This window comes from Flavobacterium sp. GNP008, from assembly GCF_056428965.1.
In genome coordinates, this window is the sequence record NZ_JBWJVL010000001.1 from 606,369 (window position 1) to 623,609 (window position 17,241).

15 protein-coding genes are annotated in these 17,241 nt (G+C 34.6%); 14 read left to right on the top strand and 1 reads right to left on the bottom strand.

What is annotated here, in order from left to right; translation table 11 throughout:
- Positions 1-73 precede the first annotated feature (73 nt).
- The 6 genes from AC0608_RS02745 (at position 74) to AC0608_RS02770 (ending at position 9,026) form a co-directional block, all read left to right on the top strand.
- Positions 74-2,377, top strand: coding sequence for a glycoside hydrolase family 65 protein (locus AC0608_RS02745; RefSeq protein WP_478288044.1), 2,304 nt, complete (start codon positions 74-76; stop codon positions 2,375-2,377).
- Between the two features lie 277 nt (positions 2,378-2,654).
- Positions 2,655-4,460: a glycoside hydrolase family 13 protein gene (locus AC0608_RS02750; protein WP_478288045.1), complete on the top strand. Its 1,806-nt coding sequence runs from the start codon at positions 2,655-2,657 to the stop codon at positions 4,458-4,460.
- An 80-nt stretch (positions 4,461-4,540) separates the two neighbouring features.
- Positions 4,541-6,199 (top strand): alpha-amylase family glycosyl hydrolase, encoded by a 1,659-nt coding sequence (locus AC0608_RS02755; protein WP_478288046.1) that lies wholly within the window; start codon positions 4,541-4,543, stop codon positions 6,197-6,199.
- Positions 6,200-6,280: 81 nt separating this feature from the next.
- On the top strand, positions 6,281-6,955 hold the full coding sequence (locus AC0608_RS02760; protein ID WP_478288047.1) for a glycerophosphodiester phosphodiesterase: 675 nt from the start codon (positions 6,281-6,283) through the stop codon (positions 6,953-6,955).
- Positions 6,952-8,160 carry a BaiN/RdsA family NAD(P)/FAD-dependent oxidoreductase gene (locus AC0608_RS02765; RefSeq protein WP_478288048.1) on the top strand — a complete coding sequence of 403 codons (1,209 nt, stop codon included), beginning with the start codon at positions 6,952-6,954 and terminating at the stop codon, positions 8,158-8,160. Before AC0608_RS02760 ends, AC0608_RS02765 begins: the two co-directional genes overlap by 4 nt.
- A gap of 125 nt (positions 8,161-8,285) precedes the next feature.
- Complete coding sequence (locus AC0608_RS02770; protein ID WP_478288049.1) at positions 8,286-9,026, top strand: BamP family beta-assembly machinery protein; 741 nt, start codon at positions 8,286-8,288, stop codon at positions 9,024-9,026.
- A gap of 7 nt (positions 9,027-9,033) precedes the next feature.
- Here the strand turns inward: AC0608_RS02770 and AC0608_RS02775 are convergent, their stop codons facing one another.
- Positions 9,034-9,510 carry a TspO/MBR family protein gene (locus tag AC0608_RS02775; RefSeq protein WP_478288050.1) on the bottom strand — a complete coding sequence of 159 codons (477 nt, stop codon included), beginning with the start codon at positions 9,508-9,510 and terminating at the stop codon, positions 9,034-9,036.
- 114 nt (positions 9,511-9,624) lie between these two features.
- Between AC0608_RS02775 and AC0608_RS02780 the strand changes: the two genes are divergently transcribed.
- The 8 genes from AC0608_RS02780 (at position 9,625) to AC0608_RS02815 (ending at position 17,140) form a co-directional block, all read left to right on the top strand.
- Positions 9,625-10,707, top strand: a complete 1,083-nt coding sequence (locus tag AC0608_RS02780) for a diphosphomevalonate decarboxylase (protein ID WP_478288051.1) — start codon at positions 9,625-9,627, stop codon at positions 10,705-10,707.
- 41 nt (positions 10,708-10,748) lie between these two features.
- Complete coding sequence (locus tag AC0608_RS02785) at positions 10,749-10,943, top strand: hypothetical protein (RefSeq protein ID WP_417989622.1); 195 nt, start codon at positions 10,749-10,751, stop codon at positions 10,941-10,943.
- A gap of 55 nt (positions 10,944-10,998) precedes the next feature.
- Positions 10,999-11,937 carry a mevalonate kinase family protein gene (locus AC0608_RS02790; RefSeq protein WP_417989623.1) on the top strand — a complete coding sequence of 313 codons (939 nt, stop codon included), beginning with the start codon at positions 10,999-11,001 and terminating at the stop codon, positions 11,935-11,937.
- An 81-nt stretch (positions 11,938-12,018) separates the two neighbouring features.
- Positions 12,019-12,975 carry a geranylgeranylglycerol-phosphate geranylgeranyltransferase gene (locus tag AC0608_RS02795; RefSeq protein WP_417958799.1) on the top strand — a complete coding sequence of 319 codons (957 nt, stop codon included), beginning with the start codon at positions 12,019-12,021 and terminating at the stop codon, positions 12,973-12,975.
- 290 nt (positions 12,976-13,265) lie between these two features.
- Positions 13,266-14,174 (top strand): pseudouridine synthase, encoded by a 909-nt coding sequence (locus AC0608_RS02800; protein WP_478288052.1) that lies wholly within the window; start codon positions 13,266-13,268, stop codon positions 14,172-14,174.
- A gap of 84 nt (positions 14,175-14,258) precedes the next feature.
- On the top strand, positions 14,259-14,621 hold the full coding sequence (locus AC0608_RS02805) for a nuclear transport factor 2 family protein (protein WP_417958801.1): 363 nt from the start codon (positions 14,259-14,261) through the stop codon (positions 14,619-14,621).
- A gap of 61 nt (positions 14,622-14,682) precedes the next feature.
- On the top strand, positions 14,683-16,449 hold the full coding sequence (locus tag AC0608_RS02810; RefSeq protein WP_478288053.1) for a DUF885 domain-containing protein: 1,767 nt from the start codon (positions 14,683-14,685) through the stop codon (positions 16,447-16,449).
- A gap of 1 nt (position 16,450) precedes the next feature.
- Positions 16,451-17,140 (top strand): hypothetical protein, encoded by a 690-nt coding sequence (locus AC0608_RS02815; RefSeq protein ID WP_478288054.1) that lies wholly within the window; start codon positions 16,451-16,453, stop codon positions 17,138-17,140.
- Positions 17,141-17,241 lie beyond the last annotated feature (101 nt).

The window sequence follows — 17,241 nt, forward strand, 5'->3', positions numbered from 1 at the left end:
AAAGAACAAGATTGGATCCGAATCACAACAATCTTTAAATTTTTAAATATATTGAATCTTTAAATTAGAAAAAATGAATCAAGATTATATAAAACCAGACAATTGGTCTATCATTGAAGAGGGATTTGATACCGAGAGCATAAAATCATCCGAAAGTCTTTTCAGTATTGGTAATGGTGCCATGGGACAGCGGGCTAATTTTGAAGAAAATTATACTGGAGCAACATTTCAGGGAAGTTATATTGCAGGAATCTATTATCCAGACAAGACTAAAGTAGGATGGTGGAAAAATGGATATCCAGAATATTTTGCTAAGGTTTTAAATGCTCCAAACTGGATTGGAATTGACATTGAAATCAACGGAGAAAAACTAGATTTGAACAACTGTTCAGCAGTCCAGAATTTTCGCCGTGAACTGAATATGAAAGAAGGGTGGTACCATCGTTCTTTTGACGCGACTTTAAAAAACGGAACCGAAATTTCCGTAAATGTACGTCGTTTCCTTTCTTTGAACCTTGATGAAGTGGGCATAATTAATTACGAAATCACACCCTTAAATAAAGATGCTAAAATAGTTTACAAACCCTATATCGATGCTGGGGTGACTAATGAAGATGCCAACTGGGAAGAAAAATTCTGGGAACCACTGGACGTCAAAAAGTCAGGAAATGAAGCTTTTGTAACGGCACAAACGTTCAAAACACATTTCAAAGTAACTACTTTTATGCAAAATAGCATTTTGAGCAATGGTGAAAAAACGGCTATTTCTCCCTCTAATATTGATGCAACTTCTGATAAAATTCAATTTAGTTACGATGTAATTGTGGCGCAAGGCCAAAAATCATCTATCCAGAAAATTGGTGGTTACACGGTTTCTTTAAACCATGAAAACACCATTGCTGCTGCGGAGAAAGTGATTCAATCCGCATTAGCATTAGGATACGAGAAAATGTTACAGGACCAGATCGATGCTTGGGAAAAAATTTGGGAAATGTCAGATATTACCATTGATGGCGATGTAAAAGCGCAACAAGGAATTCGTTTCAATATTTTTCAGTTGAACCAAACTTATTTAGGAAAAGATTCTCGCTTGAATATTGGACCAAAAGGATTTACTGGTGAGAAATACGGCGGATCAACTTATTGGGATACCGAAGCGTATTGCATTCCGTTTTACATGGCGACCAAAGATCAGGAAGTAGCTCGAAATTTATTGACCTACCGCTACAATCAATTGGACAAAGCCATTGAAAATGCTGCCAAATTAGGATTTACTAACGGCGCTGCTTTGTACCCAATGGTAACGATGAACGGCGAAGAATGCCATAACGAATGGGAAATTACTTTTGAAGAAATTCATAGAAATGGAGCCATCGCATTTGCCATTTATAACTTTTACAGATACACTGGCGATTACAGTTATATCCCTGAAAAAGGACTGGAAGTATTAATCGGAATCGCTCGTTTCTGGCATCAAAGAGCCAATTTTTCGACTCATTTAAACCAATATGTGATTCTTGGCGTTACAGGTCCAAACGAATACGAGAACAATGTAAACAATAATTTCTACACGAATTATATTGCAAAATGGTGTCTGGAATATACCTACGAACAAATTCAGAAAGTATCTCTGGAATATCCTTCGGATCACAAAAGAATTACGGAAAAAGTAAAGATTTCGGATTCCGAATTACAATCTTGGAAAAAAGTTTCGGATAATATGTATTTCCCATTTTCGGAAGAACATAATGTATACTTACAACAAGACGGTTTCTTGGACAAAGAATTAGTTCGCGTAGCCGATTTGGACAAAAGCCAAAGACCCATCAATCAAAAATGGTCTTGGGACCGAATTTTACGTTCGCCTTACATCAAACAAGCCGATGTTTTGCAGTGCTTCTATTTCTTTGAAGATCATTTTTCGAAAGAAGAACTGAAAAATAATTTTGAGTTTTACGAATCTTTTACCGTTCACGAAAGTTCACTTTCGCCTTGTGTACACTCGATCCAGGCCGCTTTATTAGACAAAATGGATATGGCGTACACGTTCTATTTGAGAACTTCCCGTCTTGATTTAGATGATTACAATAAAGAAGTGGAAGAAGGCTGTCACATTACATCGATGGCAGGAACTTGGATGAGTATTGTGGAAGGTTTTGGCGGAATGAGAATTAAAGAAGATACGCTTCATTTTTCTCCAAAAATTCCAAAAGAATGGGAAGGGTATTCGTTTAAAATTAATTTCAGAAATCAAATTTTGAAAGTAGCGATTAATCATACGGAAACAACTTTTTCAATTGATGGTACCAAAGAATTGAACATCATAGTAAATGGTCAGCCTATAGTTGTTAAGTCTGAAAATTTAGTTACTATATAATAAACAATTGCTAGAACTTGTAGTTAATTCTATCATTTGAACCCTAGCCTAGTCAGGCTTATTAACAATCCCAATAAACATTGGGATTGTTTACTTGATAACACCACTTAGCAGTATTTTTGTATTGTTCCAAACAATAATTCCTTGAAAAGCACATCGACTTTATTTTAATATTGTTTAAAAATTTAATAAAATGTATTTCACAATGAATAAAATTATTCCTTTACCGTTCCTAAATAAGAGCTTTTTAAAAAAAACAACCTTATTCCTTTTTTTTATGTCTTTCACTATAAACGCTCAAATAGATAAAATTGAACCGCCCTTTTGGTATGCAGGAATGCAAAATCCAGAGTTGCAAATTTTATTTTATGGCAAAGACATAGCGCAATATCAAGTGACTGTTTCCAATGGAATAAAAATAACCAATGTAAAAAGAACGGAAAATTCCAATTACATTTTTGTTACCATTGACACCAAAAAAGTGGCGGTATCAGATTTCGTTTTTACTTTTAAAAACAACAACAAAGAAACATTTACACAAAAATATAGCTTGCGCCAAAGAAGAGAAAACTCGGCGCAACGCAAAAGCTTTGACTCTTCGGATATGATGTATTTATTGATGCCAGATCGCTTTGCTAATGGAAACAGAAATAATGACAGTGAGGACGCTACCAAAGAAAAATACAATAGAGAATTACCCGGCGGAAGACATGGTGGTGATATTGAAGGAATTATAAAAAATTTAGATTACATTTCTTCACTTGGGGCAACAACCATTTGGAGTACACCGCTTTGCGAAGATAATGACGCTGCTTTTTCGTATCACACGTATGGTCAATCCGACGTTTACAAAATAGATCCCCGCTATGGCACCAATGCTGATTATGTTCGATTGGCTGCCGAAATGCACAAAAGAGACCTTAAACTAGTGATGGATTATGTGACGAATCACTGGGGAATTGAACACTGGATGATGAAAGATTTACCTACAAAAGAATGGATCAATCAATTTGACACATATACCCAAACCAATCACAAAAGAACGGTGATTCATGACACTAATGCTTCAGAAATTGATAAAAAAGTCACAATAGACGGCTGGTTTGTTCCATCAATGCCCGATTTAAATTTGAAAAATCCTTTGACTTTAAAATACCTGATTCAAAATGCGATCTGGTGGATTGAATACGCTGATTTAGATGGTTTCAGAGTAGACACTTATAATTATTCAGATCCTAAAGGCATTGCTAAATGGACCAAATCGGTAACGGATGAATACCCAAATTTTAATATTGTTGGAGAAGTGTGGATGCAAAGTCAAGCCCAAATGGCGTATTGGCAAAAAGACAGTAAAATAGCTCAAATTCAAAATTACAACTCGTATTTACCTAGTGTAATGGATTTTACATTATATGAAGCAACCACTAAAGTTTTCAATGAAGACGAAGGTACATGGGACAAAGGAATGGCGAAATTGTATGACAATTTTACGAATGATTTTCTGTATCCAAACATCAATAACATCTTGATTTTTGTCGAAAATCATGATACCAATAGGATCAATCAAACCTACGGAAACGACATTAGAAAATACAAAATGGCAATGACTTTGATGGCTACCCTTCGTGGAATTCCACAATTGTATTACGGAAGCGAAATAGGCATGGCCGGTGACAAAAATAAAGGCGATGCTGCTATTCGTCAAGATTTCCCTGGCGGTTGGGAAGGCGATCAAAATAATGCGTTCATCAAAGAAGGAAGAACTCCGGGACAAAATGAGTATTTTGATTTTACTTCTAAATTATTTAATTGGAGAAAAACTAAAGCGGCGATTCATTTTGGAAAAATGACACATTACATTCCAGAGAATAATACCTACGTTTATTTTAGATACAACACAGATGAAACAATTATGGTTTTAATGAACAACAGCAACGAAACCAAAACTATAAACACGCACCGTTTCAAGGAAAACATCAAAAAATTTAAAACAGGAAAAGACGTGATTTCTGAACTTACATTTAACGTTACAAACGAGATTATAATAGAACCTAAGTCGGTTTTAATTTTAGAGTTACAGTAATTTGAACCTTGTAAGGCATTTAAGCGATTTGATAATTCCTTATATGTTTCAAAAAAAAATAATGATTTAATGCTAAAAAAATGAAAAAATATTCAATCCCACTTTTACTATTAACCATGACAATAATAAGCAGTTGCTCCAGTACACAAACCGTTGCCGAGAGTACCAAAACGCCTTTCGTTTGGGAAGGAGCGAATGTTTATTTTCTAATGACGGACCGTTTTAATAATGGGGATACTTCCAATGATATAAACTTCAACAGGACCAAAACAACCGGAAAACTTCGTGGTTTTGAAGGTGGCGATATCAAAGGAATTTCTCAAAAAATTGACGAAGGCTATTTTGATAAATTAGGAATAAATGCCATTTGGTTTACACCAGTAGCGGAACAAATTCACGATGCCGTTGATGAAGGAACGGGTTTGAGTTATGCTTTTCATGGATATTGGGCAAGAGATTGGACGAACTTAGATCCTAACTTTGGAACCAAAGAAGATTTGGCTGCATTAGTTCAAAAAGCACACGCGCATGGAATTCGAATCATTCTTGATGGCGTCATCAATCATACCGGTCCCGTAACTCCCGAGGATACGGTTTGGCCAGAGGACTGGGTGCGAACAGGACCAAATTGCGATTATAAATCGTTTGAAAACACAACCGCTTGTACGCTGGTTTCTAATCTTCCGGATATAAAAACAGAAAGCAATCAAAATGTGGAATTGCCTCCTTTTTTAATCGAAAAATGGAAAAAAGAAGGACGATACGAACAAGAAACTAAAGAATTGGATGCGTTTTTTGCGCGTACCGGTTATCCAAGAGCACCAAAATATTACATCATCAAATGGTTGACGGATTATATTGTAGATTACGGAATTGATGGGTACCGAGGTGACACCGTAAAACACACGGATGAAACCGTTTGGGCCGATTTTAAAACCCAGTGTGATTATGCTTTTGAAAATTGGAAGAAAAACAATCCAACAAAAGTTTTAGACAACAATACTTTTTACACGATTGCTGAAGTGTACAATTATGGCATCAGCGGCGGACAAGATTTTGATTTTGGAGACAAAAAAATAAACTATTTTAAAAATGGTTTCAACAATATGATCAATTTCGAATTCAAATGGGATGCACAAAAAGACTACGAATTTATATTCTCCAAATATTCAAACAAGCTGAACAACGAACTAAAAGGATACAGTGTCTTGAACTATTTATCCTCGCATGACGATGGTGGACCATTTGATGCACAACGCACCAAAACCATAGAAAGCGGAACAAAATTATTACTGAGCCCTGGACTTTCTCAAGTGTATTATGGAGATGAAAGTGCCCGTTCCTTAGTTATTGAAGGAACACAAGGCGATGCAACATTACGTTCCTTTATGAATTGGGAGGCTATCAAATCAAATCCTGAAACTCAAAAAACACTGTTGCATTGGCAAAAATTAGGTCAATTCAGAAAAAATCACCCTTCAATAGGTGCGGGAATTCACACGCAAATTTCGGCTCAACCGTATGTTTTTAGCAGAACTTTCTCTAAAGGAGATTTTACAGATAAAGTAGTTGTTGGATTGGATTTGGTAATTGGTACAAAAGAACTTGCTGTTGATTCAATTTTCGCAGACGGCACATCATTAAAAGATGCCTATTCTGGAAAAGAAGCAATTGTTTCCAATGGAAAAGTGACAATCAATACTGAATTCGATATTGTTTTATTAGAATTGAAAAAATAATTTTTAAAATATTTTAATCCAAACGCCTTTAGAAATGAAGGCGTTTTTTTTATGTTTACCTTTACCAAAAAACAAGAGGCAATGCTCAAAATTGGACATCGTGGCGCAAAAGGATATGAACCCGAGAATACCTTTGTTTCGTTCCAAAAAGCACTAGACATGCAAGTGGACGGCATTGAACTTGACGTGCATTTGAGTGCTGATGGCGAAATAATCGTTATCCATGACGAAACTATTGACCGAACGACCAATGGAAAAGGTTTTGTAAGTGCATTATCTTTGCGTGAATTGAAGGCTTTTCAAATTGAAGGCAATGAAATTCCAACACTAAGAGAGGTTTTTGATTTGGTTAACCAAGATTGTTTTATCAATATTGAACTCAAAAGCTATGAAGCAACAGATAAAGTGGTTTCACTGATTGAAAAGTATGTCTCTAAAAAAGGCTGGAAATACGAACGATTTTTAATTTCCAGTTTTGATTGGAACGCGTTGCAACAAGTGGCGTTTTTAAATGATAAAATTCCCATTGGCGTTTTAACGGAAACCGACTTAGACTTGGCTTTGGCTTTCGCCAAATTCATTCAGGCAAAATCCATTCATCCACATTTTCATTTATTGACAAAAGAAAACACGGCAAAAATACAGGAAAAAGGATTACAAGTTTTTCCTTGGACCATCAATGAATTAGAAGACATTCAAAAAATAAAAACCTTCAACGTAAACGGAATTATCACCGATTTCCCAAATAGAATATGAACCAGAATTTCGATATAATAATAGTAGGCGGTGGCGCGGCAGGTTTTTTTACAGCGATTAATATCGTAGAGAAAAATCCAAAACTGAAAGTTGCAATTTTAGAACGTGGTTCAGAAGTGCTGAATAAAGTTCGTATTTCTGGTGGTGGAAGATGCAACGTAACGCACGCTTGTTTTGAACCGAACGAATTAGTGAAGTTTTATCCGCGTGGCGAAAAAGAATTGCGAGGCCCATTTCATCAGTTTTGTTCTGGTGATACGATTGAATGGTTCGAAAAACATAGCGTAGAACTCAAAATCGAAGCAGACGGACGCATGTTTCCCGTTTCGAATTCCTCACAAACGATTATTGATTGTTTCCTGAAAGCTACACAAAAACTGGGAATTGCAGTACTTACGGGACAAAGTGTGCAATCTATTTTCAAGAAAGAAAATGAATGGAAAATTGAAACCCAAACTGAAAATTATCTTGCCGAAAAGCTAATTTTAGCCACAGGCAGTAATCCTAAAGTATGGGAAATGTTACAGAATTTTGGACACGCAGTTATTAGCCCAGTTCCTTCCCTATTCACTTTTAACATCAAAGATACCAGGATAAAAGAATTACCCGGAGTTGCGGCACAAGTTACCGTAAAAGTAAAGGATACCAAACTCAGCTCAACAGGACCGTTGTTAATTACCCATTGGGGAATGAGCGGACCTGCGATTTTGAAACTCTCCGCTTGGGGTGCCCGAATCTTGCATGACAAAAATTATCAGTTTACTATTTTTGTAAATTGGTTGAATGATGAAGATACTGCCGATGTCGAGAAAAAGCTAAAAGATTTAAAGCAAGAACACGCTAAAAAATCAGTTTCAAAGAAATCGCCTTTCGAATTAACCAATCGATTATGGGAAAGTTTGGTGCTTGCTTCCGGAATTGAAGTGGAAACCAAATGGGCCGATTTGTCAAAAATACAATTACAAAATCTAGCCAATCAATTGACGAATGGGACTTTTCAAGTGAATGGAAAAAGCACGTTCAAAGAAGAATTTGTAACTGCAGGCGGAATTGATTTAAAAGAAATTAACTTCAAAACAATGGAAAGCAAATTGCATGAAAACCTTTATTTTGCTGGAGAAATCGTGAATATTGATGCCATTACCGGTGGATTTAATTTCCAGAATGCGTGGACAAGCGGATTTATTGTGGCAAATGCAGTTTAGACCAAAGTCATTACAGTATAAAAACTTTAATTAAGAGAACTTTAGTTTTTGATTAACATCAATTTATTATTCCATTTTCATTTTCACCAAATGATTTGAATATGTTTGTAATCAAAATATTACGAATGATTAAAAACTACTTTTTTGTTTTCTTACTTTTTTTTGTACTTCAATCTGGTTTCTCACAAATCGAAAAATTAATTCACGGAAAAGTTTTACACCAAGAATTTCCAGTAGAAAAAGTTGAGGTTGCTAATTTTAGTTCTAAAAAAATTACCCTTACTAATGCATCAGGTGAATTTTCTATTTGGGCAAAATCGGGTGACGAACTCATTTTTATTTCGAAAAATCATGATGCCAAAAAATTTGTTTTAGATGAAAGGACCATTAGCAAAAACAACCTCTTCATTTTATTAATCTTAAAAGCGGAACAATTAGAAGAAGTGGTAATTACAAAAATACCAGCTATAAAATTAAGTGCAGATAAAGCGTATGAACAAGGCAAACTTGATAAACTCGCCCTAGAGAAAGCCGCAAGAGCTTTGAAAAATCCTGGAGTTTACCAAGGAACTATCGAAAATGGAATGGATTTAATGCGAATTGGCGGAATGATTTTAGGACTATTCAAAAAAGAAAAAGAGGAAGTTCCAGAAAATGAGCCACAAATTGAATTCAAACAATTGGCAAGAAGCTGCTGTGATGAAAAATTTTATCTTCAAACTTTAAAACTAAAACCAGATGAAATAGCGCTTTTCCTCGAATTTTGTGATGCAGATCCAAAATCAAAAGTAGTCCTCGAAAGCAACAATGTATTAAGTGTAATGGATTTTTTGCTTTCGAAAAATATTGAATTTAAAAAACTGTAACCTATAACTATTGATTCAACCACCAAATACTTCCATTTAAAACGGCGGCAAAACTTACCCAAGCCAAATACGGAATAAACAAATAGCCCGCAATTTTATTGATTTTGGCAAATTGAACGTACGTTTCAAAAATCATCAACCACAATACAATAATTTCTAATCCGGCTAACATTGGGTTGTGTAAACCAAAGAATAAATACGACCACAATGCATTTAATGCCAATTGTATGGCAAAGAAAATTAACGCCTTTTGTACGACTTCTTTTTCTATTTCAATTCGGTCCCAAACTAATCCAGCAGCCACACCCATCATCACATACAGCATACTCCAAACTGGCGCAAAAACCCAATTAGGTGGATTAAAACTTGGTTTTACTAAAGTTGGATACCACGTTGTAATGGCAGCACGGGTAACTATTCCAGAGAAATAACCAATCGCAAGACACGTAACAACAACAGCTAATATTCGGGTGATTTTATTCATTTTTATATTTTTCTAATGTAAGCCAAATTTAATCAAAAGATTAGTACAATTCGACAAATAAACAAATCTGCGTGTAAATCAAAAAAAGTATCTTTGTATAAATTTTTAAAATTCATGATTTCAGCAAACGATTTTATTCCATCAAAATACACAACTTCTATTGAAAACGGCAATTTTCAATGGAGCGCACCCAGTAATATTGCTCTTGTAAAATACTGGGGAAAAAAGGACAATCAAATTCCTGCAAATCCCTCTGTGAGTTTTACGTTGAATAATTGTAAAACGATAACTAAATTGGCTTACGCCAAAAAACAAAATGATGGTCTATTTTCTTTTGATTTACTTTTTGAAGGGAAACCCAAAGAAGATTTCAAACCAAAAATTCAAAAATTTCTGGAACGGATCGAAGTCTATTTGCCTTTTTTAAAAGACTACCATTTTACAATTGACACCGAGAATACTTTTCCGCACAGTTCCGGAATTGCTTCATCAGCATCAGGAATGGCAGCTTTAGCAATGAACTTCATGAGTCTAGAAAAAGCGTTAAACCCTGCAATGACACAGGAATATTTCTATCAGAAAGCGTCTTTATTAGCACGTTTAGGTTCCGGAAGCGCTTGCAGAAGTGTAAAAGGACAGGTTGTAGTTTGGGGAAATCATGCAAAAATCTCCGAAAGTTCGGATTTATTTGGGGTTGAATTTCCAAATGTCATTCATGCTAATTTCAAGAATTTTCAAGATACTATTTTACTGGTTGACAAAGGAGAGAAACAAGTTTCGAGTACAATCGGACATGACTTAATGCACAACCATCCATTTGCGGAAAGGCGATTTGCACAAGCACATGAAAATTTAGACCAACTAATTTCAGTTTTTAAAACTGGAAATCTGGAACAATTTATCAAAATCGTAGAAAGCGAAGCTTTGACGTTACATGCTATGATGATGACCTCAACACCTTATTTTATATTAATGAAACCAAATACTTTGGAGATCATTAATGCCATTTGGAAATTCAGAAATGAATCCAAAATCCCTGTTTGTTTCACACTGGATGCTGGAGCAAACGTACATGTATTGTATCCATTTAATAGTAAAGAAAAAGTGTTACAATTTATTAAAGACGAATTAGTTGGCTATTGCCAAAATGGTCAGTATCTTTGTGACGAAATTGGAAACGGAGCTTTGCAGTATTAATTTATTTTTTCACTATCTTTAATTTTTAAAGAACTGAAATCATGGATATCCAAACAGAGAAATTAGAATTGATAAAATTGCTGTTAGAAACTGACGACACGAGCATAATTACAGCTGTTAAAAACATTTTCAACTCACAAAAAAAAGACGTCTGGAAAGAATTATCTCCTGAACAACAAGAAGAAATTGATCTTGAAATTCAAGAAGCAAATCGTGGAGATAAAGTTGATTTATAAAAATTTAAGTTTTACAATATAATTACCGACCCCAAATTGTTAATTACAATCTAATATGAAAGGACCTTTATTTTATTCAAAAATATTACTCTTTGGAGAATACGGAATCATTCGTGACTCAAAAGGGCTATCTATCCCCTATAACTTTTATAATGGTGCACTGAAAAGAGATGAAAATCCATCTGAAGAAGCGATTAAATCAAATGGGAATTTGAGACGTTTTGTGACCTATTTAGAAACGTTACAAAACGAGCAGCCGGATTTAGTAACTTTTGATTTAGACACATTGAAAAATGATGTAGAAACCGGAATGTATTTTGATTCCAGTATCCCACAAGGGTATGGAGTAGGAAGTAGTGGTGCACTTGTCGCAGCTATTTATGATAAATATGCACATCATAAAATCACGGTTTTAGAGAATTTGACTCGTGAAAAATTATTACAACTCAAGAATATATTTTCTCAGATGGAGAGTTTTTTCCACGGAAAAAGTTCTGGTTTAGACCCATTAAACAGTTATTTAAGCATCCCGATTCTGATTAATTCTAAAGACAATATAGAAGCAACTGGAATTCCAACACAAAGCTTTGACGGAAAAGGTGCAGTATTCTTGCTGGATTCAGGAATTGTAGGTGAAACAGCACCTATGGTGAATATTTTCATGGAGAACCTAAAAGACAAAGGATTTCGTGCCATGTTAAAAAATCAATTTGTAAAATACACGGATGCTTGTGTGGAAAATTTCCTAGGCGGTGATATGAAATCATTGTTTATGAACACTAAAAAATTATCAAAAGTAGTTTTGAATAACTTCAAACCAATGATTCCCGAACAGTTTCACGGAATTTGGCAACAAGGCATTGACAGCAATGATTATTATTTAAAACTATGTGGCTCTGGTGGAGGTGGTTATATCCTGGGTTTTACAGAAGACATAGAGAAAGCCAGAATTTCATTGAAAGAGTATAAGCTAGAAGTAGTGTATCAATTTTAAAAAATTTATTTTTCAGACCTTACAAAAAAAATCTAAAGCAGCATCCTGATCCTTGGAAGCGCATTCTTAAAATAAATCTAAATGTTAAGCAGGCAACACAAACTTCTTATAATGAAAATTGCAAGTTTGTTCTCTGTTGTTAGAGGCTATAACATTCCTATTATTATATTGGCACAATATCTTTCCGCCATATTTATTCTTGCTCCCGAAAAAAGAGCGTTGGACATTCTGCTCGATTTAAACTTATTTATTCTGGTTTTTGCCTCTTCATTGACCATCGCTTCGGGGTATATTATCAATAATTTTTATGACAGTCAAAAAGATTTAATTAATCGCCCTAATAAATCAATGCTGGATCGATTGGTAAGTCAAGAGACAAAACTGAATGTCTATTTCGTCCTGAATTTCATAGTCGCTTTAATGGCTTTATTTGTTTCTTGGCGCGTCTTTCTATTTTTTTCAGGGTATATATTTTTCATCTGGTATTATTCCCATAAAATAAAAAAATATCCTATAATAGGAAATTTAACTGCAGCTTTACTGGCTGTCCTGCCTTTTTTTGCAATATTATTGTATTTTTATACTCGGATTCCTTTTGAAGACATTGAAAATTACAAAAGACAACTAGGTGTAATTTTTTCTCATGCCCTGTTTTTATTCTTATTATTGTTGATTCGAGAAATGATTAAAGATTTAGAAAATCTCAAAGGAGATCTGGCTAATGATTACAAAACAATACCTATTGTTTATGGTGAAGAAATTTCAAAAAAAACCATTACAGCACTGACTATTTTTACCCTTTTTCCAGTTTACGCTTTAATAGATATTTATGATGTGGGCTACATGGATATTTATTTTTATTCCTGCCTCATAATCTTGATTTTCTTCTTGCTCTATTTGTGGAAATCAAACACTAAGCCTCAGTTTTTATTGCTTCATAATATCCTTAAATTCCTTATTGTGGCTGGTGTTTTTTGTATTGTATTGATAAATCCTAGTGTATTGTGGCATGGAAAGAGATTGTTGATGATTGGATAAACTTCGTCTTCTTCAAAATCATTATACCTCCACAACAATTTCCTAAAGAACAACTAATGTCCTACATGACAACATACTACAATGTCACAGCCTCTTTTTTATCTTTATGATAAAGAGAAAAAAAATAGTATAATATAGAACATGCAAAATTTAGCACTACAAAATAGCTCCAAAAAACGAAACATAAACTTACTAATTATGGTATTAATTAGATAGTTAGCGTTTTTATAATTGGCAGTTATTGATTGTCAATTATATAAATAGTATCTTTGCACAAATTATTGAATATTATGAATAAGAAGGAAGGCAATGATAAGAAAAGTGGTCCAAGAGCGAATAGCGCAAGACCCAGTTCAAATAAGCCAAAACCTGCCATGCAGAAGCGCGCTCAAGGGCCGAAAAAAGTTAAAGTAGTTACTAAAGTTGCCGATATTGCTACTGATAAAGTAGAGAAAAAACCAAATCAAGCACCAAAGAGACCGAAAGTAAAGGACGAAATTCGTTTGAATAAATACATCGCTAATTCTGGTGCGTGCTCGCGTCGTGATGCTGATATCTACATTCAATCTGGTACGGTGAAAGTAAACGGGATTCCAGTCACAGAAATGGGATACATGGTTAAACCAGGAGATGTTGTAAATTTTGACGGTTCTACTTTGACACCAGAGAAAAAAGTTTACATCTTACTGAACAAACCAAAAAACTTTACCACTGCAATGGATGAAGGTCAGGAGTATCGTAATGTATTGGAACTGGTAAAAGGCTCCACCACTGCAAAAATTGGAGCAGTTGGGAGAATGGATAAGAATACCACTGGATTACTATTGTTTACAAACGATACCGATATGATTCGTAAGTTTACGTTACCAAGCCAAAAATCATCTAAAATTTACCAAGTTTCATTAGATAAAAATTTGAAATTTGAGGATTTAGAAAAAATAAACAAAGGACTTACTCTTGATGGGCACCGTGTTTTTGTAGAAGACGTAAGTTACATTGATGGAGAAGCAAAAAGTGAAATTGGGTTGCAATTAAGATCGTCTAACGTAAAAGTTGTCCGCAACATTTTTGAACATTTCAGTTATGATGTATTGCGAATTGACAGGGTTTCTTTCGCTGGTTTAACCAAAAAGAATTTACCAAGAGGAAACTGGAGATTGCTTACAGAACAAGAAATTATCAATTTGAAGAACGTCTAATATCTCTTTGTAATTATAAAAAATAAAATCCCTTTTCGCTTAAAGCAAAAGGGATTTTTTAATTAAAAATAAATCCTAATTAATATGACCCCAGAAAAACTACAGTCTATTGCCTTCAAATGGGTTGAAACTTTCAACAATAAAGAATTAGAAAAACTACTGTCATTGTATGACGAAGATGCCGTTCATTTTAGTCCAAAACTAAAAATTTACAAACCTGACACAAACGGATTTGTAATAGGTAAAGAGGCTTTACGTCACTGGTGGCAAGATGCCTTTTCTCGTTTACCCAGTTTGAATTATCGACTTAAATCACTTACTGCAAATGGAGACCGCGTTTTCATGGAATACACTCGAACGGTTACTGGCGAAGAGGATTTGCTTGTTGCGGAAGTATTAGACATCAAAGAAAATAAAATAATTGCTTCTCGAGTCTATCATGGATAAATTTACGAGTTTACTTTCAAAAAAATAAAGTAGCTTTACAGCTGTTATAAATTTAAAAACTATGAAAAAACCATTATCCTTATTATTTGTTTTTCTGTTTTCATTATTGTTGATCAACTGTAAAAAAGACGAAAATACACTCGATTTTTCAACTTTGACCAAAAACTATTTTGACAATAAAAATGCAATGAACCCTTTGGATGCGACTCAAAGTGGTCAAAACGAATACAACGATCAGCTGCAATTTGAAATGACGGACAGTTTTAGAAAATCACAAGAATCGTTTTTCAACAAATACCAAACCGCTTTAAAAACTGTTGATTTAGAAGACTTATCTGATGAAGAAAAAAACAGCTATGAAATCATCAAATGGGAAGTTGAAATTGGAAAAGACCTCTTAAAACAGCCCACGAATCTTCTGCCAGTTCATCAGTTTTGGGGAACGCACTTGACTATGGGACAATTTGCCGGAGGAACCAGCGCACAGCCTTTTAAAACGGAAAAGGACTATACCAATTTTCTAAAAAGAATGGACAAATACGCGGTATGGATCGATTCGGCAATGGTATACATGAAAAAAGGTTTGGAGCAAGGTGTTGTTTTACCAAAAGCGTTAACACTAAAGTTGATTCCGCAGTTTGCAGAAATGGCTACACCAAAAATAGAAGATAACTTATTCTACTCAGCTATAAAACTAATGCCTGCCTCATTTCCTGAAGGGGTTAAAGAAGACTTAACCGCTCAATACACTTTGACAATCAACACCAAGTTGATCCCTCAATACAAGAAGATGGCGGAGTTTCTAACCACAGAATACCTCCCTGCCTCCAGAACCACCAGCGGAATAGGAAGTCTACCTTTTGGGAAAGAACTATATGCTACTTATGTAAAACAATGGACCACCACCGAGATGACTCCAGAGGAAATTCATCAATTGGGATTAAAAGAAGTAGCCCGATTGAATGCCGAAATGGAAAAAGTTAAAACTCAAGTAGGCTTCAAAGGCACTTTATTAGCATTCTTTGAAGAAGTTAGAAATAAAAAGGAATTAAAACCTTTCACTAAGCCAGAAGAAGTTATTGCAAACTTCCAAAGCATTTATACCCGTATCAAGCCAAATGTAGATAAATTATTTGCACTGCAACCCAAAACAAAATTTGAAATTAGACGAACGGAAGCTTTTCGAGAAAAAACAGCAAGTGCTGAATACAATCAAGGTACCGCTGATGGTTCCCGTCCCGGCATTTTTTATGTTCCAATACCAGATGTGACCAATTATAATCTGTATGGAGATGAAGATCTATTTTTACATGAAGCCATTCCTGGACATCACTTTCAAATTTCCTTACAACAAGAAAATGAGAGTCTGCCTGATTTCAGAAAATTCAATTGGTTTGGTGCGTATGGAGAAGGCTGGGCTTTATATACTGAAAGTTTGGGTAAAGAGCTTGGACTGTATCAAGATCCGTATCAATATTTTGGAATGCTAGGTAATGAAATGCACCGAGCGGTTCGATTAGTCGTTGATACTGGATTACATTCCAAAGGATGGACCAGAGAACAAGCTATCAAATATTCGTTAGCCAATGAAGCCGAAAGTGAAGCGAGTATTATTCCTGAAATCGAACGCTATATGGCGATTCCGGGACAAGCATTGTCCTATAAAATTGGTCAGTTAAAAATTATAGAGCTTCGTAAAAAAGCAGAAGCTAAAATGGGCTCCAAATTTGATATTAAAAAATTCCATGAAAAAGTATTGGAATCCGGAGTAATGCCTTTAGCTTTATTGGAAAAGAAAATTAATGAATGGATAACTAAATCGAACTAAAATGAAAAAAATACCATTTAACATCCTATTCCTGCTCTTTATTGTTTTCAACAGTAATGCCCAAGGACATCTTGATAAAATTGACCCATACTCTACAGGTGTATTATATAGAAATGCCCTCTTGAACAGTCGTGATCTAGCAAAAATAGAAGGTTCAAAGTATCTCAATGAAGACTTTCAATTAGCTGAAGTTTCTACTGTTCCACAAAAATTAATGGTGCGATACAATGCTGTTACCGACACTTTAGAGATTCAAAGTACAGGTTTAGATTTTTTTTCACTTACAAAAAAAAACCCTTACAATACTATCACCATAATTGCTAATGGAAATAAATTTAAACTTTTAAATTACAAAAATAAAGAAAACAATATTTATGGGTACCTGCTGCAATTATACTCCAAAGATAATGTTACGTTGTACAGAAGGGATAAAATTATTCTACAAAAAGCAGTAGAAACTAGAACTACTTATCAGCAAGCAACACCAGCAAAATTTGTCAAAACAAATTCAGAATATTATTTAAGCTTAAAAAACGAAACAGCTGTAGCCTTACCGAAAAATAAAAAAGAATTTCAAGAATTTTTTCCAATGAAAAAAGAAGAGATTTCAACTTATCTTAAAAACAATAACTTTTCTATAAAAGATGAAAAGAGTGTTGTTGAGATGGCAAAATTCCTTTCAAGTTTGTAGTCAAAAAAAAAGCTTCTCAATTGAGAAGCTTTTTTTGTGCGGATAATAGAAACAACGCCTTAGTATTTCACTGCATTTCACTGCAATCCAAATTACATTCA